This window comes from Hespellia stercorisuis DSM 15480, from assembly GCF_900142165.1.
Lineage (GTDB): Bacteria > Bacillota > Clostridia > Lachnospirales > Lachnospiraceae > Hespellia > Hespellia stercorisuis.
Map to the genome: position 1 here is coordinate 1 of NZ_FQZY01000037.1, position 21,152 is coordinate 21,152.

The window sequence follows — 21,152 nt, forward strand, 5'->3', positions numbered from 1 at the left end:
TCACTGCAGTTTTTCCAATAATCTTAGTGAAAATGCCATCAGACCATTTACTGTAGGTAGGAAAAACTGGCTATTCAGTGCTAGTCCCAAAGGAGCAACCGCCAGTGCTATGGTATACACCATGGTTGAAATGGCTAAAGCGAATGATTTGAACACCTATAAATATCTAACGTATCTATTGACACAACGGCCAAACGAAGGCATGTCAGATGAGTTGCTAGAGCAACTTACACCCTGGAGCGAAGCTGCCAAAGCTAGCTGTCAAAACTAAAATAGAGTAAAACGCTTGCATCTATCTTTGGTGCAAGCGATATTTTGTCAATAGCGTAGGATTATTTTGCGCTTACGTAGATTCAATATTATATACGTTATATTTAATGATTTTTAATATTGTTTTTTTATCTGTGCTTAAGCTAGGATTACTAGGATATTTTGTAGCTATTATCCTTTCTTCTATTCTTTCAATTATTCAACTTTTGATTTTTGGTAATGTCATCAGAGATTGTATATCAAACAAGCTTAATATGAGTTTGTTAAAAGAGATGTTAGTATTTTCATTTCCGATGATATTAAACAATGTATCTTGGTGGATAATTAATTCTTCAGATAAAGTAATGATTGAGTACTTTGATTCTGCCGCTGCCTCAGGAATTTATTCCGTTGCGGCAAAGATTCCATCGATAATAATTTCTTTGACAACTATATTTAACCAGGCATGGATTATTTCTTCTGTAAGAGAATATGATAACAACAAAGATCCAAATTTCTTTTCTAAAATTTTTAGCGTTTTTAATTGTATGTTAGTATTATCGTCATCGCTAATTGTTTTGATAATAAAGCCATTTATGTCAATCTATGTTGGTAGTAGTTTTGTTGAATGCTGGATTTTTGTTCCTTTTCTTTTATTAGGAAGTATTTTTCAGTCATATGCCACATTTTTTGGGGCAATTTACACATCAGCCAAAAAGAATGTCAATGTAATGTCAACAACATTAGTAGCGGCTATAATTAATATTGTTTTAAATATTTTGTTGATTCCACGAATAGGTGTTCAAGGGGCGGTTTTTGCAACTGCGATTTCATATTTTCTGATTTTTATTTTTAGAATGTATGATACACAAAAATATATTAAGTTTTCAATTGAATATTTTAATGTTATTTGTTCTGTTTTGCTTCTTTCAGTTCAATGCTGTATTATGATAAAAATCCAGCACAATATAGTATATGCATTATCAGCAGTTCTTTTTCTGGTTATTTTATTTGTAAATATGAATACTTTAAAGAATTTGAAAACAATGATATTAAAGAAAATTAATTTCAGAAATATAGGAGGTAAATAATTAATGAACAGCATATGGGAGGTAAATGGGTATACGGTACTGGCTATTTACCGTATACCGGCAGGGTATGGCAAACCATAAATACAACAATGGTTTGCCATGTTAGAGTCAGGAATTTCCTGCTATCTGTATGCGTTTCAAACAGTCACTGTTCACCTGGATAGGAGATTGCCCGGCAAGCCGCTTATAATAACTTAACATTCGCCATTTGTAATCCAGTATCTCTGGAGGCACATTTAATATAGCCGCGGTCTGGAAAAACGAGTTCGTTTCTCTGAGGGTCCGCATTGTTTCCTCAGAATCCAGTAGATACTCAGCAACAAACAGATTGGCTTCATTCTCTGTGTCAGAGATTACGTTATAGATACCGTAGTCTTTGAAGGTACAGATGGTTTTAGACATATGTTTGAGAGCGTAATGTCCGATCTCATGGAACATGATGATTCGTTTTAATTCTTCCGGTAAATCATCGTTGATGATGATACAGTAGCAGCGGTTACTCCGGTTGATGAATCCTTTGATGCAGTCCGTTTCTGTACCCATTGGCATATAATCATACCAGATATCCAGGATCTGGCAGAGTTTTTCAGGTTCGGTCACGTGGTAGGTATTTCGTAACTTTTGTGCGATACGTGTGATTTCGTCTTTTGTCATAGGCAGTATTCTCACCTTCAGGTTATTCGATAGTGCAAAATGGGCTACATATTCGCCTAACTATCACTTTTCTTGCGCCCGAATTTTTCCCGGGCATGTTCCTTATTAATAAAATAAGCTTTTGAAATTGCAGCAAAGAACATATCTTTTTGATCTTCACTCAATGTTCCGCCTGCAAGCATTTGTTCATTCTTAATTAGTAAATCTGCCATTTCTTCGGCACCCTTTTTCCCAAATTGATCTCTTGCTGCCTGAATAAAAGGTTCTTCATTGATTCCGGCAGTTGGTTCAGTGCAGTCATCGTGTGTTAAGTACCATTCTGTTACGCCCAGTGCCTCAGCGAGCTTTCTAAGGGATTTTTCTCTTGGAAGACTTTTATCAGTTTCATATGATACAATGGTGCGACGAGATACACCGCATAATTCGCCCAATTGAGCCTGGCCAATCTTCAGTTCGTCTCTTCTTAGTTTTACCTTCTTTCCTAAAGTCATGGTAGATTCCTCTTTTCTAAAAATGTGGGTTAATATTTATTTCTCTCGGTATGATGAAATTGTTATAAACTTCACTTGACAATGCGAAGTTCACAATATATAATACAAACATACATTCGAGAAGTTGAGAATAGTATAATTCTAAAACTTCTCAATGTCAAGTGAATTTGAGAAGATACTTCTATTTAACAGGAAAAATTTAGAACAGAGGTGATGTTGCAAGTAGATTCGGGTAACATTTTATTTACGAGGGAGGTGTTTGCGTGTGAAAGGCGTGAATAACATTGTCAGAACTCCAAGAAAAGGAGCGAGATTAGGGAATCGTACTGTTGTGGATGGGAAAATTGTCCTCCATGTGAAGTCGGGAAAATTAGAAGATTATGTCACAGCAGAAGAGATTGTAGAAGAACTGGTGGGTGTGCCAGTTGATCATATTGTATTTCAGTCAGATATGAAGTGTGACCATTAGATAATAATCGGATAGACAATTGGAGCAGCGTTTCTAGGGTAACACAGAAGTGTAGTTATTCAGCCGCAGGGATGATTGTTTGTAATTCGATACCGTTAGTTAGATTGGAATTAGGAGTATCTGTAATCCGAGCGTTGCCGGTTCTATGATATACGAGCACAGCCGTAGCAGAAACAGTGCAGAAGAATCTGTATCTTTGTATCTTGCTTTGGCTGTGCTTTCTTTATGCATCCAGACGCATCTATAGGTAAAGACATAATTTAATGGGAATGGGAAATCTTGTCGGATTTTGCTTTACGATATATGCGGAAAGTGCTATACTTATTTCACTATTTAACATTTATGAATAATTTTAGAAAATGATAATTTTGAAGAATGAATATTGATGATGAAAAAAGTGATAAGAGTGATTATTGAAAGGAAGTGAATTAGGCGTATTTTATATTGTTTGCATAGTATAATTTAGATATTTTATAGGAATTGTTTGCAAGATACATAGATAAATTTTGATAGATAATATTACATATTTAATTTTAATTGAAAAAAAGAATACTTTTAAAATTGAAAAATCAAAATATCGGTGTATACTTGTCAGCAATTGCAGTTCAAGTTTAATAGATAGCGCCTAGTGTCGGTAATCGTTCATGGATGATAAGCCGGAGTAGAAACGCATGATGATACTTTTGATTGGAAAATTAGAAGTATGTTATGTCTTTCTGCTCCGGCTTTTTTGTCGTTTTAAAGCAGAAAGAAAAAATACAAAGGAAGGAGGCAGCTTAACAGATGAAGATGAAATCAGATGCCAAGATATTAGGCGAAAACATTCGATCAGTCAGGAAAAAACAAAAAATAACGCAGGAAACGCTGGCATTTGATGCAGACATTTCTGTTAAGATGCTTTCCGAGTATGAGAATGGTAAAAGGGAGATGAATAGTCAAGTGCTATTCAGAATAGCAGATGCGCTTATGATACCTGTAGATGAATTGGTTCCAGAGCGTTTGAGGGTGTCGCAACCAGAGGTACATATGGCACCGGATGAAGAAATTTTACTTAACATGCTTCAAAAGATGAATCCAGAAGCTAGAGATTTGATTATGAAGATGGCAAATCAATTATCACAAACATCAGTAGCATAAACCGTGCAGGGGATTGAACTGCACGGTATTTTTTTGTTTTTTTTTAGACAGATCCATGAAACTTTACAGCGATGTAATGTTTTGCGTATCAGAATGCTCCTTACATTACATTCATCGGAGGGAGCTTTTGGGCGATATGCGATATCTTAGATATATCAAATGAAAACAACAAATCAAAGGATATGACAGAGACCAGGAGGTGAGTTCATGACAATCCAGGAAAAAATCGAATTTCGTCAGTATCTTCCTTATGATGCTATGGGGGATTAATCTGTATTCTCCAAATCGACGGAACAAAAGAAGAATGTTTCCATAAAGGAAGAAAAATCAATTCATGTGTTAAAACGACAGAAAGCCAGAAGATAGTGGTCTGAGATTCATAAGGCAGCAAGGAGGAGTCAAAGGCTCCCGTTAAAAAAAACGGGTTGGCCGGAGGCTGTTTTTTGCTGCCTTTTTCACGCAAGTTTCCAAGTGATTCCAGTCACAGTGTCACCCGTTGCCGAGAGGCAGGAAGGTGGCAGATATGCTGACATTAGAACAATTGCGGAACTTAGTAGAGGAACCAAAGGCTGGAGCTAAGCTTCCAACAGCCAGGGCGTTACGGGAATCGGATTGCGAAATTGTGGTAAAGGAAATTATGGGAAATGGTGCAGAACTTACAGTATATAAAAATGGATATGCACTTTATCAGATCAAGAATCGAGCAACTGTTTTTCCGGTGAATGGATGTAAATCTTATTCCTATGCAACGAATAAAGAGGATATCTGTGTGGATGAACATCTATTTGATCAGGAGAAATGGTATATCCGTCTGATGTTGGAAGGGGAGGACAGGCTTTCTCATAACTTCTATATGAAGGAAAAAGGGCACCAGGTTTCTTATAGTGCTGAAGCGGAAGACTGGGATGCATTGTCTGATCAAAGTGATTGTCTGGCTGATAGGCTCATACAGCAGGAGATGATGGAGGAACTGCTACAGATGCTTACCAACAGACAGAGAAAAGTAGTTGTGGAGTATTTCTATATGGAAAAGACCCACCAGCAGATTGCGGATGAACTGGGGATTACCCGTCCGGCAGTATCAGATGCGATAGCGAAGGCACTTAAACGAATGAAGAAAATTGTACTGAAATAGAAGGAGATCATAGCAATGAATACAAGAAAGCCAAAGGAAAGAGAACATTACAGAATACGTTTGGAAGATGGAACGTTAGTGGAGGTAACCAGGGAAGTTTATCTTTGCTGGTATCAGATGCGAAGAAAAGAGAAGTACCAGAAGGAAAAAGAGCAAAAACATCATGTGTACAGTCTGGAAGCAATGCAGGGGAACAATTTTTATTCGGATTTATCCATTCCGGACGAAGTTGATGTTGAGAATATTGTGCTCCGAGATTTTATGAGAGAGCAGGTTAGAGAGATGATCCGGGAACTAACAGAGTATGAGCAGGCAATTGTTTACTGTCTCTATTATCTGAACCTGAATACGGTAGAAACTGCACAGGAACTGGGGAAAAGCAGGAGAATCATTTTGTTTCGGAAGCGGCAGATACTTGAAAAGCTAAAAAAGAAGTGTACAAAAAGAAAAATCGATCAAATATAAAACTTTTTAAATAGAGTGCTTACCAAAGAACAGTGCAGGTGTGTGGTAGGTGAAAGGAGTCGAAGTACTTCTTTCATTGTTCCTTGAAAACTACATAACCTGCCTAGATATAGATACCTGGTCTGGTATGCATTCTGCGTACTGGATCGGCGGTCAGATAATTTCTGATAACGTTGCGGACACATAGGAAACCGGAACAGGAACGGGTCTGGGAAAGAAAACAGGAAAAGCTCAAAACCTTGAATAGATATAACAGTAGAAAGTGTAGCGGTGTTTGCCACAGGGCAGATACCGCTATATCCATGTGCTGTTATGTAAGATTTCCATCAAATACGCAGCACACAATTTGCGAAAGGAGGAACCCGATATGAAGACATAAAAGCAAGGGGTGTTACAACATTAAAAAAACAAAGTGAAGAAAGTGAGGTATTTTGAGAATGAAAGGAAATATAAAACGTGCCATGTCAGGCATTCTTACAGCAGTTACAATTTTATCTTCCTTTATGCAGCCCATGACTTCTTTTGCGGCAGAACTGCCGGTGGAGGAGAGTAAGCCGCCTCTTTATGAGAAAGTAAAAGAACAGCTGGATGCAGATGAAGTTGTGACTGCGACGGATTATGAGATGGAGGTTGGTTACAAGTTTGATGTCCAGATTGATTTTAGCAATCTTGAAATTATGGATGATGAAAAAGTAAAAGTAACCTTTGAAGAGGCAAAGAATGACAAGAAGCAGGACTTTTCCAATGATCATGCAGATACTTATACTGCAGTATATTATGTGGAACCAGTAAACAAGAACCATCCGAAGTATCAAATCAGCAGGAAATTGATTGTGAAGGAACCATCCGTAAAAACAGAAAATGTAAGTGAAGGTTCTGGAAGTTCTGAGAGCAACGGTGATGAAGAAGCGGAGCCGCAGCTGCAAACAGAAACGGTTACAGAAGTACCATCAGAATCAGCGGTAGAAGCAGAATCAGCGGAAGAAGCAGTATCAGAGACAGAACAGTTAGCAGAAACAGAACAGTTAGCAGAGACAGAGGAACAAAATCCAGTTACAGAAGAATCTCATATAGATGAGGAGACTGGTCTTACTTTAGATTCTGCTATGAAGCAGGCAAATGAACAGGAAGTCCCTATTGCTGATTTACAGGCAGGGGAGTCTGTAACTTTCCAAGCATATGGAACAGTGGCAAGAGCAGCGCAGTCTGTAACAGTAACAAAGGGAGAGGATATTTACTATTCCAGTTATGGATATGGTAGTTATCTGACCTGTGAATTTACAGTAAGTTTTGGTTCTGTAAGTGCAAAAGCCTATTGCGTGGAACCATCCAAAGCATCTCCCGGAAGCGGAAATTATTCCATCAGTAAATTAGGGGATGCGAAGTCACTTGCTAAAGTTTGTTATTATGGAACAAAAGCGGCAGGCGATGATAGCTTCTTTTCTGAAAGTTCCGAGTATGGCAACCTGCCATCCGGAGCAAGAGTAATTCTTCTTCATCTTGCAGCGTCTTATGCATATGATCCAGCCGGAGCCTGGACGGGAACCAATGAGACAGCTCAGAATCTGGCTATGAAGCTTTATAATTACTGTGTTAGTCAGTCGGATATTCCAGACGTTGCTATGTCGTTTTCAGATGGGGATGTAAAGGCGTATGTGGATGGAAAGGTTCAGCGAACAAAAAGTATTACCTTTCATGCAGATGCAGCACAGTCCATTACCATGAAGCTTCCAGACGGCGTGAAATTTCATAATGAGACAACAGGAAAGACTTCAGCAGCCGGAGAAAATGTAACAGTAAGTGGAGGAACAACCTTCTATTTATCTGCACCGCTCACACAGGTTGAAGATGTAAGCAGCAGCTGGTCATCTACTATGAAAGGATTTCTCACAAAGGATTATTCTGCTTATCTGATTACAACAGGAGGCACGACACAGAACCTGGCACTGGTATTTGGTGAAGGTGTAGATGATGAGAAGTACGTGGATTTTTCTGTGAAATGGGTGGACTTGGCAGAGGTATCTATTGTAAAAAAAGATACCAATACACAGACTTGTCTTTCTGGTGCTGTCTACGGTATTTACAGTGATCCGGAATGTAAGAACCTGATTGTTAAGATGCCGGCAACGGATAAGAACGGAGCATCCAAGGTTTCTTTTGTAAAAACACAGGAAACTGTTTATTTGAAGGAGATCACAGCTCCAAGAGGATATCTGGTGGAAACAAAGGCTGAGAATATCAAGTTGGAAGCTGCAGGAAAGACAGTGACTGTCACCGATAAGGAGCAGAAAGCAAATATCTTAATCTATAAGCAGGGAGAGGTGTTGACGGGTGCTCTTACTACGGATACTGGTGTGACCTTCCAGTATGAGAAGAGAAAACAGCCGGGGGCCGTATTTGAAGTAACAGCGGCGGCAGATATCGTAAGAGCAGATGGAACAACTGTCTATAAAAAGGGCGAAGTAATTAAGTCTGGATTAAAAACAGATGCGTCTGGAAGTGTCAGCCTAAAAAATCTGTATCTTGGAAGCTACAAGATTACAGAGACAAAGGCCCCAGCAAATCTGATATGTAAAGGGGAAAGCAAAGAGATTACACTGTCTTATGCAGGACAAACTGTTGAGACCGTAGTTGAAGAGATGACCTTTACTAACGATCGCCAGAAGGCAAACGTAACCGTTGTGAAAAAGGATATAGATACAGAAAAACCATTAGCAGGTGGTGTCTATGCCTTGTATGCAGGAAATGATATTAAGAATGTAGATGGTAGCGTGATTGTAAAAAAGGGAACCTTGATTGAAAAGGCAACTACCGGTGCTGATGGAAGTGCTCTCTATCAGGCTGATTTGCCAATTGGCAACAGCTATGACGTGAAGGAAGATAAAGCACCAAATCTGTATGTCAGAAATACGACAGATGTTTTTACCTTCCATTTTCAGTACACGACAGATAAGGAAGCAACCGTGAAGTTTACTCATACATTTAAAAATGACCATGTGAATGCCACGATTCATCTGATTAAGAAGGATGCAAAGACTGGAAGCATTCCACAGGGAGACGCAACCTTAGAAGGTGCTGTATATGGTCTATATGCGAAGAATGATATTGTACATCCCGATGGACAGACAGGGGTATTGTATAAAGCAGGAACCAAGATTGCAGAACTTACTACTGACAAAGAAGGAAAGGCTGAAATAAAAGATCTGTATCTGGGAGAGTATTATGTGAAAGAAATTTCTGCTTCCAAAGGATATCTGTTGGATGAGAATTCCTATGATCTAAACATGACTTATGAGGGAGACTTAAAAGCAACTGTAGAAAATACGGCAGAATCCCTGGAGACTGTTATCACACAGCCATTTCAGCTGATTAAGGTTGCCAACAATGGAAAGACCGATGCAGACTTACTAAAAGGAGTTGGATTCAGTGCGTATCTGGTAAGTAGTTTATCAAAGAATACCGATGGTACCTATGATTTCGCATCTGCACAACCAGTGGTAATTGGAGAAAATGGTTCCACAGAAATCTTTACCGATGAACGTAGATATGCCTGCTCGATTGCAATACCGTATGGAACGTATATTGTAAGAGAGACAACAACTCCACATAATTATACGCCGGTAGATGATTTTACTGTGAGCATTATAGAGGACCACCCGAATGAGCCACAGGTATGGCGTGTGCTTCTGGATGATGAATTCCAGGCAAAGTTAAAAATCACAAAGAAAGATGATGAGACAGGAAGAAGTGTTTTAATTAAAAACACAGAGTTCAAGGTATATGATCTGGATAAAAAGGAGTATGTAGAACAGGTTACGACTTATCCGAAGGTTGAGGTGCATAAATCTTACTTTACAGATGAAGAAGGATATCTGATTCTGCCTAAAAATCTGGCAATTGGTAATTATCGAATTGAAGAAGTTAATGCTCCATTCGGATATACACTCAATGAGAATTACTATGAGGTTTCCGTGGACAGTAACACCGCATTTTTAGTGGATTCTGTCAGTGGAGATACCGTGATTCCAGTCGATTATCAGAATCATCCGGTGAAAGGAAAATTAATTATTACCAAACAGGGAGAGCTGTTAAAAGATTATGATGGAACTTTCCATTATGAGATGGCATCTCTGGCAGGAGCAGAGTTTGAAGTGACTGCGGCAGAAGATATTTATACAGCGGATTTCCAGAAAGATGAAAATGGCAATCGCTATAAAGAATATGCCAAAGGTGAGGTAGTAACTACGGTAAAAACGGATGGAGATGGACAGGCAGTGGTGGAAAACCTTCCGATTGGAACGTACACTGTGAGAGAAATCCATGCACCAAATGGATTCGTATTAAATACAGTTTCGCAGGATGTAGAGTTTGCTTATGCAGACCAGAATACACCTGTGGTTTCAGAAAGATTAGATTTTGCCAATGATCGTCAGAAAGTCTCGATTCAAGTCATAAAACAGGATAAGGAAAGCAAGAAAGTACTGGAAGGAGCAGAGTTTGGACTTTATACGGCAGAAGATATCGTAGTAGGAGAAAAAACGATTGTCGAGGCAGATACTTTAATTGAGAAAGCAGAGTCTGATGAGAAGGGAATTGCTGCATTTACTATGGATATTCCACTCGGAAATTATGTGGTAAAAGAATTGAAAGCACCGGCAGGATATGTCTCTTCCAATGAAGTAATCAGCCTAGATGCAAGTTATCAGGGAGAAACTGTGAGTACAGTAGAGCTGACACCGGTCAAGGAAAATGATTCAACTACATTTGAATTCACGAAATCAGATTTGACAACGGGAGTTGAACTGGATGGTGCAATGTTGACAGTTCTTGATCGAGATGGAAACCAGGTAGACCAGTGGACATCGGTTAAGGATAAACCACATGTAATCCGGTGCCTGGTAGTAGGGGAAACGTATACTCTTCGTGAGGAATTTGCTCCATATGGGTATCTGAAAGCAGAGGAAGTAACATTCACAGTAGAAGATACTGCAGAGGTTCAGAAGGTGGAGATGAAGGATGATGTGCCAACGGCGTTGTTAATCATCAACAAAAAGGGAGAGTTTTTAGATAATGTTTCACTGCTTGAGAAAGCCAAAGGAACCATCGAGCATATTTTTGAATATGTCACAGGAAACCTGACGAAAGTAACATTTGAAGTGTATGCAAAAGAGGATATTAAAGCAGCGGATGGTGTCGGTGAAGATTATTATAAGGCAGATGAGCTGGTGGCAACCATAACCACAGATGACAATGGAATTGCAAAGGTGGAAAATCTTCCAGTAGGCAAATACTATGTAAAAGAGGTTGAAACAGTACATGGTTATGTCCTGGATGAGGAACCGAAGGAAGTAGATTTGTCATATCGCGATCAGGATACACCAGTGGTTACGTTTGATGAAGATTGGAATAATAATCGCCAGAAAGTGGCTATCCGTGTGATAAAGAAAGAAAAGAACACAGATAACGTCCTGGAAGGTGGTGTATTTGCTCTTTATTCCAGAGAGGATATCAAATCAGCTTCTGGAAAGGTTCTTTTGAAAAAAGATGAAATCATTGAACAGAAGGCAACGGATACAAAAGGTGAGATTCATTTTACTGCGGATCTTCCTGTAGATGGCAAATATTATGTGAAAGAAATCAAAGCACCAGAAGGTTTTGTAACATCAGGAGAAGAACAGGACTTCACATTTGAGTATGCAGGGGAGAAAGAAGCAGAAGTCACTTATGAATTTGTATTTGAAAATGATGTGACTAAAGTAGAAATTTCCAAACAGGATATGACCACTGGAAAAGAATTACCTGGAGCGAAGCTGACCATTTTTGATGAAGCTGGAAATGAAGTAGAAAGTTGGACTTCTGAGGAAAAAGCACATTATATCGAGAAACTGCCAGTCGGAAAGTACACTCTTCATGAGGAGAGTGCACCGGAAGGCTATTTGGTAGCGGAAGATGTAAGCTTTGAAGTGAAAGACACTGGAGAGATCCAGAAAGTGGTAATGAAGGATGAGGTGAAACCGGTAGAAACGGAAACACCAAAACCAGATACGGGAACTGAGACTCCGAAGCAGGACACTACGACCGTAACGAATGCTCCAAAGACTGGGGATAACAGTAAGATGGGCATTTGGTTACTGATGATGGCAGTGGCTCTTTGTGGTGCGGGCACATCAGTTTTCTATTTGAGAAAGAAAAAGAAATAAGAAGCATGTTGTTTGGGCGCTTATAGACCGTAACTGTCTGTAGGTGCCCTTTTTTCGTTTAAGGAGAGGATTGGAATGAAGAAGATGAATGTTGCAGCAATCATATTAGGAACTGTAGGTGTGGCAAGTGCGGTATTGTTGTTTGCCTGTGTCCGTGCAGGTGCAAAAGCGGATGAAAGGCTTAATGACTTGTGCAGTGATGAGAACTGGCCAGGTGATTGGAGCTGGGAGGATGATGACTGGAGTTTGGAGGATGAAGATGGAGAAGAATAACCATGCCCCGCATTATATGGCGGATAAGCCGGATGATTGCAAATACTGCTATTTCTGGCTGGGTAAGAAACGAGGCTGTGAACTGGATAAATGCTATTACCTGATTGAGGAAAAGAAGGAAGATAGACTGATTAAAGCTGAGCAAGATGGAAATTGCAGGGACTGCCCTTATGGAAAACATACTCCCTGTATTGGTTTTTGCCTAGTGAAAATCCTTCATGAAATGAAAGAAAAATGATGGATCAGGAAAAGCCTCTGGTATTTCCATTCCATTACGGGCAGGAAGCGGAGCAATACAGTTTTTACAAGGTGCCAAAGATTCTATTTACATCGCCTATGTTTGAAAAACTGTCTACAGAAGCGAAACTGCTATATGGACTTTTATTAGACCGGATGCAGCTATCCATTCAGAACGGATGGATTGACGATGAGGGCAGGGTCTATATCTATTTTACGATAGAGAGTATCATGCGGGCATTGAACTGTGGCAATAAAAAAGCCAGTGCACTGTTGGCAGAGCTGGATGAAAAGAGAGGAATCGGACTGATTACCAGAGTCCGGCAGGGACTTGGAAAGCCAGATAAGATATTGGTTCATAAGTGTGCACTTGCAGAAATGTCAGGGATACATTTCAAGAGATGTCAAAATGACACTTCAAAAGAAGGGAAACAGACAGCTCCAGAAATGTCAAAACCACCTCCTAATAAGACTGATAGTAATAAGACTGAGATAAATGAGACTGAGTTCTATCCTATCCATTCAGAAAACGTACTGGAAACTGGATATGATGCGAAAGCATATGAGCAATACCGTAAGTACTTCTGGGAACAGCTTGCTATGGATGCTTTGTTGGTGGACTATCCATATGATCAGGAAGCTTTGAATGAAATTCTGGATATTTTAGTGGAAACAGTTTGTTCCAATCGGCAGACCATAAGGATTGCAGGGGATGATAAGCCAGTCAAAGTCGTGAAAGAGCGGTTGATGAAGCTGAATGTAGAGCACATCCGTTATGTGATGAGCTGTATGAAGGAGACTACCGTGAAGGTGCGTAATATCAGGCAGTATCTGCTGGCGGCACTTTACAATGCTCCGGCTACTATCAGTCATTATTATTCCGCATTGGTACAACACAATATGTATGGGCAAAGTGAATGAACATGCAAGTGGAGAGGAGGGATAGGATGGAAGAATTGATTCAGGTGAGTTTTGAGAATGAGAGACCTACGGTATCAGCCAGGGACCTTCATGAAGCATTGGAGATTCGGACAAGATTTGTAGACTGGTTTCCAAGAATGTGTGAGTACGGATTTTGTGAAGGAACAGATTTCAACTTACTCAAAAATGAGAAAGTTCAAGTGGAAGGAAAAAGGCTGATTAACAGGGAACTTTTAGATTATCAGATGACGATTGATATGGCAAAACAAATTTGTATGCTGCAGAGAACAACGAAAGGGAAGCTGTATCGTCAATACTTTCTGGATCTAGAGAAAGCCTGGAATACACCGGAACAGGTGATGGCAAGAGCATTGCAGATTGCCAATGAGACCAGAGATCAATTAAGCATACAGTGCAGGCAGTTAGGATTGCAGGTACTGGAGCAACAAAAACAGATTAAAATAATGGAGCCGAAAGCATCCTATGCAGATATTGTTCTGCTTTCTGACTCTTTGGTGCTTGTTACACAGATTGCAGGAGATTATGGAGTATCACCGCAGGTAATGAATAAAAAGCTTCATGAATTGGGGATTCAACATAAGGTTCGAAATCAATGGATTTTATATAGCAAGTACAAAGACAAAGGATTGGCGAAAAGTACCACATTTGCAAAAAAACGTCCGGATGGAACCATTCTTACCAGAATACAGACGGAGTGGACGCAGGCAGGTAGGATGTTTATTTATGAAAAGTTAAAGGAGCAAGGAATTTTTCCTATAGTCGAACGGAGGTGAGATTCATGCAGGAAGAAGTAAATCAAAAGACCATTTCCCTTTGCGTGACTGGTGGAAAGATTTCTGCCAATATTTTAAAAGGAGCAATGAAAAAGTTCCTGGATGCACAGGGAAAGCTTAAGCAGCAACAATCAGCAAAGAACCAGGAGAAAAAAAGAGAGGCGATGCAGACATCCAATGCAGTTGCCTATAAGAGAGGAAAACAGACCTTAAAACAGTTGATGGATCAGGGTGGAAAGTTGACCAATATTGAGATTACGGATAACAACATTAAGTCCTTTGACCGTGTTGCCAGAAAATACAGTATTGATTACAGCCTAAAAAAAGACAAGTCCACAGAGCCGCCAAGATACATGGTTTTCTTCAAAGCAAAAGATGTGGATGTGATGACCAAGGCATTTCAGGAATATGCTGGTGTATCAATGAAGAAATCGAAGAAGGTATCAATCCGCAAGAAGCTGTCATTGGCTATTGAAAAAGTGGCAAAACAGCGGGAGAGAGAAAAAACAAAGCAGAAAGACAGAGGTCAGGCATTATGAGCAAGGTGAAAAAACAGATATTGTTGAACCTGCCATTTGTACTGGTCTTTTATTTCCTGGATAAGGGCGCATGGCTCTACCGTTACTGTGTAGGGGACAGTATCATTGAGAAATTAATGATACTTCTTATAAATTTTGGTAAAGCATTTCAGAATCCGCTGCTCAGCTTAAATATCCAGGATATCTGCATTGGTATCTTGGGAGTAGCAGCCTTGAAGGGCTATCTATATTATCGCAGAAAGAACGCAAAAAAATATCGGAAGGGAGTAGAATACGGCTCTGCCAGATGGGGAACAGCAAAAGATATTGAACCATTTGTTGATCCGGTATTTGAAAATAATGTGATTCTTACACAGACAGAACGGCTGACCATGAACAGCCGACCAAAAGAGCCGAAATATGCAAGAAACAAAAATGTAATGGTTATCGGTGGTTCTGGTAGTGGTAAGACAAGATTTTATGTGAAGCCGAACCTTATGCAGATGAGTGAAAAGGTCAGCTATGTAGTCACGGACCCAAAGGGTACGATCGTTATAGAGTGTGGGAAGATGTTAAAGGATGGCGGTTATAAGATCAAAGTATTAAATACCATTAATTTCAAAAAATCTATGCATTATAATCCCTTTCAGTATATTCGCAGTGAGAAGGATATTCTGAAACTGGTGAATACAATTATAGCCAATACTAAGGGCGAGGGAGAAAAATCTTCCGAAGATTTTTGGGTCAAAGCCGAAAGGCTTCTGTATTGTGCACTGATTGGATACATTTATTATGAGGCTCCGGAAGAAGAACAGAACTTCTCAACTTTATTAGAATTTATCAACGCCAGTGAAGCCAGAGAGGATGATGAAGAGTTTAAGAATGCAGTGGATGAGCTGTTTGAGGAACTGGAAGCAGAAGATTCGGAACATTTTGCTGTAAGGCAGTACAAAAAATATAAACTTGCTGCAGGAAAGACAGCAAAAAGTATTCTTATTTCCTGCGGTGCCAGATTGGCACCATTTGATATTCGGGAACTGCGAGATCTGATGGCATATGATGAGATGGAGCTGGACATGTTGGGAGAGGAAAAAGCAGCTTTGTTCGTTATCATATCAGATACAGATGACACATTTAATTTTGTGGTAGCGATTATGTATACACAGCTATTTAATCTGCTTTGCGATAAAGCAGATGATGAGCATGGCGGCAGGCTTCCCTTTCATGTGAGGCTGTTGCTGGATGAGTTCAGCAACATTGGACAGATTCCTAAGTTCGATAAGCTGATAGCCACTATACGAAGCAGGGAAATATCAGCATCCATTATCTTGCAGTCCCAGAGCCAGTTAAAGACCATCTACAAGGACGCCGCAGAGACGATTCTTGGTAACTGCGATACGATGTTGTTTCTCGGAGGAAAAGAAAGTTCCACTCTAAAAGAAATATCAGAAACACTGGGGAAGGAGACGATTGATTTATTTAATACTTCTGATACCCGTGGACAAAGCAGATCTTACGGTTTGAATTATCAAAAGACTGGAAAGGAGCTAATGAGCCGGGATGAACTGGCTGTTATGGATGGAAGTAAGTGTATCTTACAACTGCGTGGAGTACGTCCATTTTTCAGCAATAAATATGACATTACGAAGCACAAGAGATATCGGGAACTGGCAGATTATAACAAGAAAAATGAATTTGATGTTGAGAAGTATATGAAGCATGAACTTGTTATGAGTGTAAATGATGAGTTTGAAATGTATGAATTTCAGGGAGAGGAGGAAACTGCTGATGTTAATTAAAGGGCAGGTCAGACTGCCACCTATACGTGCAGAGCCAGTACGATATTTTGGACAGGCAATTTACACAGTCAAATTAAAATAAAAGAAAAGGAAAAGAATCTAAAGAAAGTGAGCCGACCGTTGCAAAGATGCAGCGGTTTTTTTATGACTGTGTACTGAATTGTTTCAGACTTATCTTTAGATTTCGGATTAGAATATGGCATTTTTTACTTCAGCAATTACAATTTTAAAGACTCTCGTTATTGCAATCGGGGCAGGCCTTGGTGTGTGGGGTGCAATCAACCTCATGGAGGGGTATGGAAATGATAATCCCGGGGCTAAGAGCCAGGGTATCAAACAGCTTATGAGTGGCGGTGGAGTTATTCTTATCGGAACTCAGCTGATTCCATTATTAAGCGGATTGTTCGGTTAAACCGATAAGAGAGGAGCGCATCCATGTTCGATAATATTTTTGAAGCAATTGAGGAGTGGATGAGAGATCTTCTGACAGGAATGGTTCAGTCCAACCTGACTACAATGTTTACCGACGTGAATGAAAAAACAGGTCAGATTGCATCACAGGTTGGACAAACCCCACAGGGGTGGAACGGCAGCATTTTCAGCATGATACAGAGTTTATCCGATTCGGTGATTGTTCCTATTGCAGGAATGATTATTACCTTTGTACTTTGTTATGAGCTGATCTCCATGCTGACAGAGCGAAATAATATGCACGATATAGATACATGGATGTTCTTTAAGTATTTCTTTAAGATGTGGATTGCCGTGTATCTGGTAAGTAATACCTTTACCATAACGATGGCAGTGTTTGATGTGGGGCAGTCAGTTGTCAATTCGGCTGCCGGCGTCATCACAGGAGAAACAGCGATTAACATCGATTCGGCAATTGCTAATATAAGCGAAACGATGGAAGCTATGGAGATAGGAGAACTTGTCGTGCTGGCTCTGCAAACATTGATTGTCAGCTTTTGTATGAAGATCATGTCTGTACTGATTACTGTAATCATGTATGGACGTATGATTGAGATCTACTTATATACTTCAGTTGCACCAATTCCATTTGCAACTCTTTCCAACAGAGAATGGGGGCAGATGGGTATGAATTATTTCCGGGGATTATTCGCCCTGGCATTCCAGGCATTTTTGATGATGGTCTGTGTCGGTATCTATGCGGCACTTGTGGCTGGTATTCAATTGTCTGATGATTTAACATCTACACTGTTTGGTGTAGCGGCATATACGGTTATCTTGTGTTTCAGCTTAATGAAGACAGGAAGCCTGAGCAAGAGTATTTTTAATGCTCACTAATTATTTTGAAAGGAGAGGTGTTTATGGCTTATGTAAGTGTTCCAAAAGACTTAACGAAAGTTAAAAATAAGATTGTATTAAATCTTACCAAGCGGCAGATCATCTGCATTTTGATTGCCGCCATGTTAGGAGTCCCCTTTTATTTTGCAACTAGAAATCTGATAGGAACGAGCAATGCAGCCACAGGGATGGTACTTTTGATGTTGCCCGCATTTTTCTTTGCACTGTACGAAAAAGATGGGATGCACTTAGAACAGATTTTAATGAATGTAATTCGGGTGCGATTTCTAAGACCCGGTGTTCGAAAGTATGAAACAGAAAATCTTTATGAAAAGAAGCCACCGATACAGGCTTCTAAGGTGAAAAAAGATGTGACAAAGAAGTTAGTGCCAAAGAAGTCAGTAATAAAAAGTTCGGTATCAAAGAAGGCAATAGCAAGAAAGGGAGGAAATAGCCGTGTCAAGAAAGGATAGAAGACTTCGTTCTTATAAAAAGGAATGTACGAAGGAAGAAAAAAAGAAACAGAAAAGAGAGCAGAAAATCAGGAAGAAAGAGGAGGCTATTCGCAGGAAAGAAGAAAGAAAACAAAAAAGGAAAAAGCATGTGGCGGCAAAGCCTGCTGGAAGTCAACCCTCAAAGAAAAAAACATCATCAGCGAAAGCGGAGAAAGAAAAGAAACTTTCTGTCCAGAAAACGATCGCTTATCGAGAAATGGGAAAAGATGGCATCTGCCGGGTACAGGATAAGGTTTACTCCAAGACCATTCGCTTTTATGATCTGAATTATCAGTTAGCTCAGAATGAGGATAAAAATGCAATTTTTGAGAACTGGTGTGATTTCCTCAATTATTTCGACAGTACCATACATTTCCAGTTATCATTTATCAATCAGAAGAACAATATGCTGGAATTTGAAAAAATCATCCGTATTAAACCACAGCATGATGAGTTTGATGATGTTCGTATGGAATATGCACAGATGTTAAAGAATCAGCTGGCAAAAGGAAATAATGGTCTGTTAAAGACAAAGTATATTACATTTTCCATCGAAGCGGATAATATTCGTGAAGCAAAGCCAAAGCTGGAGCGTATTGAAGCGGATATTCTTAATAACTTCAAAGTGCTTGGAGTCCTGGCGTATCCATTAAGTGGTTCTGAGCGACTGGAAGTATTGTATGAAACATTCAATCCAGATAATAATGTACCACTAAAATTTGATTACAATCAAATTGTAAAGACTGGACTGGGAACGAAGGATTTCATAGCTCCGACTAGCTTTACTTTTAAAAACGGAAAAGATTTCTCTATGGGAAATACTATCGGAACAGTGTCCTATCTGCAGATTCTGGCACCAGAGCTGACAGATAAAATGTTGGCGGAATTTCTGGATATTGATAAAAATCTCATAGTCAATCTCCATGTGCAGTCGGTAGATCAGATGAAGGCTATCAAGCTTGTAAAAAGTAAAGTTACGGACATCAACCGTATGAAAATTGAAGAACAGAAGAAGGCAGTAAGGTCCGGTTATGATATGGACATCATCCCGTCCGACCTCAATACTTATGGTGGAGAGGCAAAGCGGTTATTGGAAGACCTTCAATCCAGAAATGAGCGTATGTTCCTTGTGACAGCGCTCTTTTTAAATACAGATAAAACGAAGCAGGAATTGGAAAATGCAGTTTTTCAGACTGCGGGAATTGCACAGAAATATAACTGTGTTCTTAGAAGATTAGATTATCTGCAGGAAGAGGGACTGATGAGCAGTCTGCCCCTTGGGATAAATCATGTGCCAATCAAACGAGCACTGACAACAACATCCACAGCTATTTTTGTACCATTTACGACCCAGGAGTTATTTATGGCAGGGGAATCGCTTTACTATGGTTTGAATGCTATTTCCAATAACATGATTATGGTGGATCGCAAAAAATTAAAAAATCCGAATGGACTGATTCTTGGTACACCAGGATGTTTTACTGGGGATACGCTATTATTGCTTTCCGATGGAACTACCATCAGTTTTGACGAACTGGTGGAGCGAAAGACAGATGTGATGGTAAACAGTTATGACCTCCGCAATCAGCAGTTAGTAGCAGCCAGAGGGTATGATGCCTGTATTGTGAAGAAAGCAAAATCACTGGTTGAGGTGGAGTTAGAGACAGGAGATAAGGTTCGTTGTACCTCGAATCACTGGTTTCTGACACGATCAGCGGGATATACCGAGGCAGCTAATCTGCGTGTAGGAATGAAGTTGATTCCGGATCATGAAGTGAAAGCAGTTCGCATGATTGAACTGGAAACAGAAGTTCCAGTTTATGATATTTCCGTGGAGGACTTTCAGAACTTCCAGCTTGCCTGCGGTATTGTCGTGCATAACTCGGGTAAATCATTTGCAGCAAAGCGAGAGATTACCAATGCATACTTTGTAACGCAGGATGACATTATCATTGGAGATCCAGAGGGAGAGTATTATCCGCTGGTTCATGCACTGGGCGGACAGGTCATTCATATTTCACCTACCAGTAAGGATTTTATCAATCCGATGGATATCAACATGGACTATTCCGATGATGATAATCCACTTGGAGTAAAGAGTGATTTTATTCTTTCTCTCTGTGAACTTATCATGGGTTCCAGAAATGGTATTGAAGCAGAAGAAAAGTCTGTCATTGACAGATGCCTGCCGATTGTATATCAGAAATATTTCGAAAACCCGGTACCTGAAAATATGCCAATACTGGGAGATCTTTATGAATGTCTGAGAGCACAGAAAGAAACGCAGGCACAGCGAATTGCGACGGCGTTGGAAATCTATGTCAATGGTTCCCTTCGGGTATTTAACCATCAGACGAACGTGGCACTGAATAACCGAATTGTTTGTTTTGATATTAAGGAGCTTGGAAAACAGTTGAAGAAACTGGGGATGTTGATTGTACAGGATCAGGTCTGGAATCGAGTGACGATCAATCGCTCGTCTCATAAATCTACCCGGTATTATATCGATGAATTTCACCTTCTTTTAAAGGAAGAGCAGACGGCAGCATATTCTGTCGAGATTTGGAAGAGATTCAGAAAATGGGGAGGTATTCCTACGGGTATTACCCAGAATGTGAAAGATTTACTGGCATCGCGAGAGATTGAGAATATTTTTGAGAATAGTGATTTTATCTATATGCTCAACCAGGCGGCGGGAGATAGGCAGATTCTTGCAAAGCAGTTAAATATCTCGCCTTATCAGTTATCTTATGTAACGAACAGTGGTGAAGGGGAAGGGCTTTTATTTTATGGAAGTACCATTATTCCTTTTAAAGATAAATTTGATAAGAACCTGAAGCTCTATTCATTAATGACAACGAAGCCGGAGGAAGTGGAAGCCAGAAGACAGGCAGAGGAAAAGAAAAGGGGAGAATGA

Annotated in this window: 19 protein-coding genes; 17 read left to right on the forward strand and 2 right to left on the reverse strand. The window is 39.8% G+C overall.

The window, feature by feature from the left end; all coding sequences use genetic code 11:
• Window positions 1–271 (forward strand): IS66 family transposase (locus tag BUB85_RS12435; RefSeq protein WP_143160714.1); only part of this gene is annotated, 271 nt, incomplete at its 5' end.
• A gap of 106 nt (window positions 272–377) precedes the next feature.
• Complete coding sequence (locus BUB85_RS12440; RefSeq protein WP_073110955.1) at window positions 378–1,340, forward strand: lipopolysaccharide biosynthesis protein; 963 nt, start codon at window positions 378–380, stop codon at window positions 1,338–1,340.
• Window positions 1,341–1,448: 108 nt separating this feature from the next.
• Here BUB85_RS12440 and BUB85_RS12445 read toward each other — a convergent pair whose 3' ends face one another.
• On the reverse strand, window positions 1,449–1,994 hold the full coding sequence (locus BUB85_RS12445) for an ImmA/IrrE family metallo-endopeptidase (RefSeq protein ID WP_073110957.1): 546 nt from the start codon (window positions 1,992–1,994) through the stop codon (window positions 1,449–1,451).
• 56 nt (window positions 1,995–2,050) lie between these two features.
• Entirely contained in the window at window positions 2,051–2,485 is a 435-nt protein-coding gene (locus BUB85_RS12450) for a helix-turn-helix transcriptional regulator (protein ID WP_073110959.1), read from the reverse strand.
• Between the two features lie 265 nt (window positions 2,486–2,750).
• On the opposite strand from BUB85_RS12450, the gene BUB85_RS12455 reads away from it, so the two are divergent.
• The 15 genes from BUB85_RS12455 (at window position 2,751) to BUB85_RS22450 (ending at window position 21,152) form a co-directional block, all read left to right on the forward strand.
• Window positions 2,751–2,954 (forward strand): hypothetical protein, encoded by a 204-nt coding sequence (locus tag BUB85_RS12455; RefSeq protein WP_073110961.1) that lies wholly within the window; start codon window positions 2,751–2,753, stop codon window positions 2,952–2,954.
• Between the two features lie 783 nt (window positions 2,955–3,737).
• Window positions 3,738–4,091, forward strand: a complete 354-nt coding sequence (locus BUB85_RS12460; RefSeq protein ID WP_073110963.1) for a helix-turn-helix domain-containing protein — start codon at window positions 3,738–3,740, stop codon at window positions 4,089–4,091.
• Between the two features lie 523 nt (window positions 4,092–4,614).
• The gene (locus BUB85_RS12465) at window positions 4,615–5,226 is read left to right on the forward strand and encodes a sigma-70 family RNA polymerase sigma factor (RefSeq protein WP_073110965.1); all 612 of its coding nucleotides are present in this window, start codon (window positions 4,615–4,617) and stop codon (window positions 5,224–5,226) included.
• A 15-nt stretch (window positions 5,227–5,241) separates the two neighbouring features.
• Window positions 5,242–5,691 carry a sigma factor-like helix-turn-helix DNA-binding protein gene (locus BUB85_RS12470; protein WP_073110967.1) on the forward strand — a complete coding sequence of 150 codons (450 nt, stop codon included), beginning with the start codon at window positions 5,242–5,244 and terminating at the stop codon, window positions 5,689–5,691.
• Between the two features lie 437 nt (window positions 5,692–6,128).
• Entirely contained in the window at window positions 6,129–11,891 is a 5,763-nt protein-coding gene (locus tag BUB85_RS12475; RefSeq protein ID WP_084534030.1) for a SpaA isopeptide-forming pilin-related protein, read from the forward strand.
• A 75-nt stretch (window positions 11,892–11,966) separates the two neighbouring features.
• Complete coding sequence (locus tag BUB85_RS12480) at window positions 11,967–12,164, forward strand: hypothetical protein (RefSeq protein WP_073110972.1); 198 nt, start codon at window positions 11,967–11,969, stop codon at window positions 12,162–12,164.
• On the forward strand, window positions 12,151–12,402 hold the full coding sequence (locus BUB85_RS12485) for a hypothetical protein (RefSeq protein ID WP_073110974.1): 252 nt from the start codon (window positions 12,151–12,153) through the stop codon (window positions 12,400–12,402). The genes BUB85_RS12480 and BUB85_RS12485 overlap by 14 nt, the downstream gene beginning before the upstream one ends.
• Window positions 12,399–13,322, forward strand: coding sequence for a DUF6017 domain-containing protein (locus BUB85_RS12490; protein WP_242945418.1), 924 nt, complete (start codon window positions 12,399–12,401; stop codon window positions 13,320–13,322). Before BUB85_RS12485 ends, BUB85_RS12490 begins: the two co-directional genes overlap by 4 nt.
• Before the next feature lie 26 nt (window positions 13,323–13,348).
• The gene (locus tag BUB85_RS12495) at window positions 13,349–14,116 is read left to right on the forward strand and encodes a phage antirepressor KilAC domain-containing protein (protein WP_073110976.1); all 768 of its coding nucleotides are present in this window, start codon (window positions 13,349–13,351) and stop codon (window positions 14,114–14,116) included.
• Between the two features lie 5 nt (window positions 14,117–14,121).
• Entirely contained in the window at window positions 14,122–14,655 is a 534-nt protein-coding gene (locus tag BUB85_RS12500) for a PcfB family protein (protein ID WP_073110978.1), read from the forward strand.
• Complete coding sequence (locus tag BUB85_RS12505; protein WP_073110980.1) at window positions 14,652–16,433, forward strand: VirD4-like conjugal transfer protein, CD1115 family; 1,782 nt, start codon at window positions 14,652–14,654, stop codon at window positions 16,431–16,433. The genes BUB85_RS12500 and BUB85_RS12505 overlap by 4 nt, the downstream gene beginning before the upstream one ends.
• 196 nt (window positions 16,434–16,629) lie before the next feature.
• A complete protein-coding gene (locus BUB85_RS12510) occupies window positions 16,630–16,845 on the forward strand; it encodes a Maff2 family mobile element protein (protein ID WP_073110982.1) in 216 nt (71 codons plus the stop codon).
• Window positions 16,846–16,868: 23 nt separating this feature from the next.
• Complete coding sequence (locus tag BUB85_RS12515) at window positions 16,869–17,741, forward strand: VirB6/TrbL-like conjugal transfer protein, CD1112 family (protein ID WP_073110984.1); 873 nt, start codon at window positions 16,869–16,871, stop codon at window positions 17,739–17,741.
• Between the two features lie 23 nt (window positions 17,742–17,764).
• Window positions 17,765–18,214, forward strand: coding sequence for a PrgI family protein (locus tag BUB85_RS12520; protein ID WP_084534031.1), 450 nt, complete (start codon window positions 17,765–17,767; stop codon window positions 18,212–18,214).
• Window positions 18,215–18,281: 67 nt separating this feature from the next.
• Complete coding sequence (locus BUB85_RS22450; protein WP_408607087.1) at window positions 18,282–21,152, forward strand: VirB4-like conjugal transfer ATPase, CD1110 family; 2,871 nt, start codon at window positions 18,282–18,284, stop codon at window positions 21,150–21,152.

Coding starts and splice junctions, on each gene's coding strand:
- BUB85_RS12440 (WP_073110955.1), top strand. CDS start 378: ATGATTTTTAATATTGTTTTTTTATCTGTGCTTAAGCTAGGATTACTA.
- BUB85_RS12445 (WP_073110957.1), bottom strand. CDS start 1,994: ATGACAAAAGACGAAATCACACGTATCGCACAAAAGTTACGAAATACC.
- BUB85_RS12450 (WP_073110959.1), bottom strand. CDS start 2,485: ATGACTTTAGGAAAGAAGGTAAAACTAAGAAGAGACGAACTGAAGATT.
- BUB85_RS12460 (WP_073110963.1), top strand. CDS start 3,738: ATGAAGATGAAATCAGATGCCAAGATATTAGGCGAAAACATTCGATCA.
- BUB85_RS12465 (WP_073110965.1), top strand. CDS start 4,615: ATGCTGACATTAGAACAATTGCGGAACTTAGTAGAGGAACCAAAGGCT.
- BUB85_RS12470 (WP_073110967.1), top strand. CDS start 5,242: ATGAATACAAGAAAGCCAAAGGAAAGAGAACATTACAGAATACGTTTG.
- BUB85_RS12475 (WP_084534030.1), top strand. CDS start 6,129: ATGAAAGGAAATATAAAACGTGCCATGTCAGGCATTCTTACAGCAGTT.
- BUB85_RS12480 (WP_073110972.1), top strand. CDS start 11,967: ATGAAGAAGATGAATGTTGCAGCAATCATATTAGGAACTGTAGGTGTG.
- BUB85_RS12485 (WP_073110974.1), top strand. CDS start 12,151: ATGGAGAAGAATAACCATGCCCCGCATTATATGGCGGATAAGCCGGAT.
- BUB85_RS12490 (WP_242945418.1), top strand. CDS start 12,399: ATGATGGATCAGGAAAAGCCTCTGGTATTTCCATTCCATTACGGGCAG.
- BUB85_RS12495 (WP_073110976.1), top strand. CDS start 13,349: ATGGAAGAATTGATTCAGGTGAGTTTTGAGAATGAGAGACCTACGGTA.
- BUB85_RS12500 (WP_073110978.1), top strand. CDS start 14,122: ATGCAGGAAGAAGTAAATCAAAAGACCATTTCCCTTTGCGTGACTGGT.
- BUB85_RS12505 (WP_073110980.1), top strand. CDS start 14,652: ATGAGCAAGGTGAAAAAACAGATATTGTTGAACCTGCCATTTGTACTG.
- BUB85_RS12510 (WP_073110982.1), top strand. CDS start 16,630: ATGGCATTTTTTACTTCAGCAATTACAATTTTAAAGACTCTCGTTATT.
- BUB85_RS12515 (WP_073110984.1), top strand. CDS start 16,869: ATGTTCGATAATATTTTTGAAGCAATTGAGGAGTGGATGAGAGATCTT.
- BUB85_RS12520 (WP_084534031.1), top strand. CDS start 17,765: ATGGCTTATGTAAGTGTTCCAAAAGACTTAACGAAAGTTAAAAATAAG.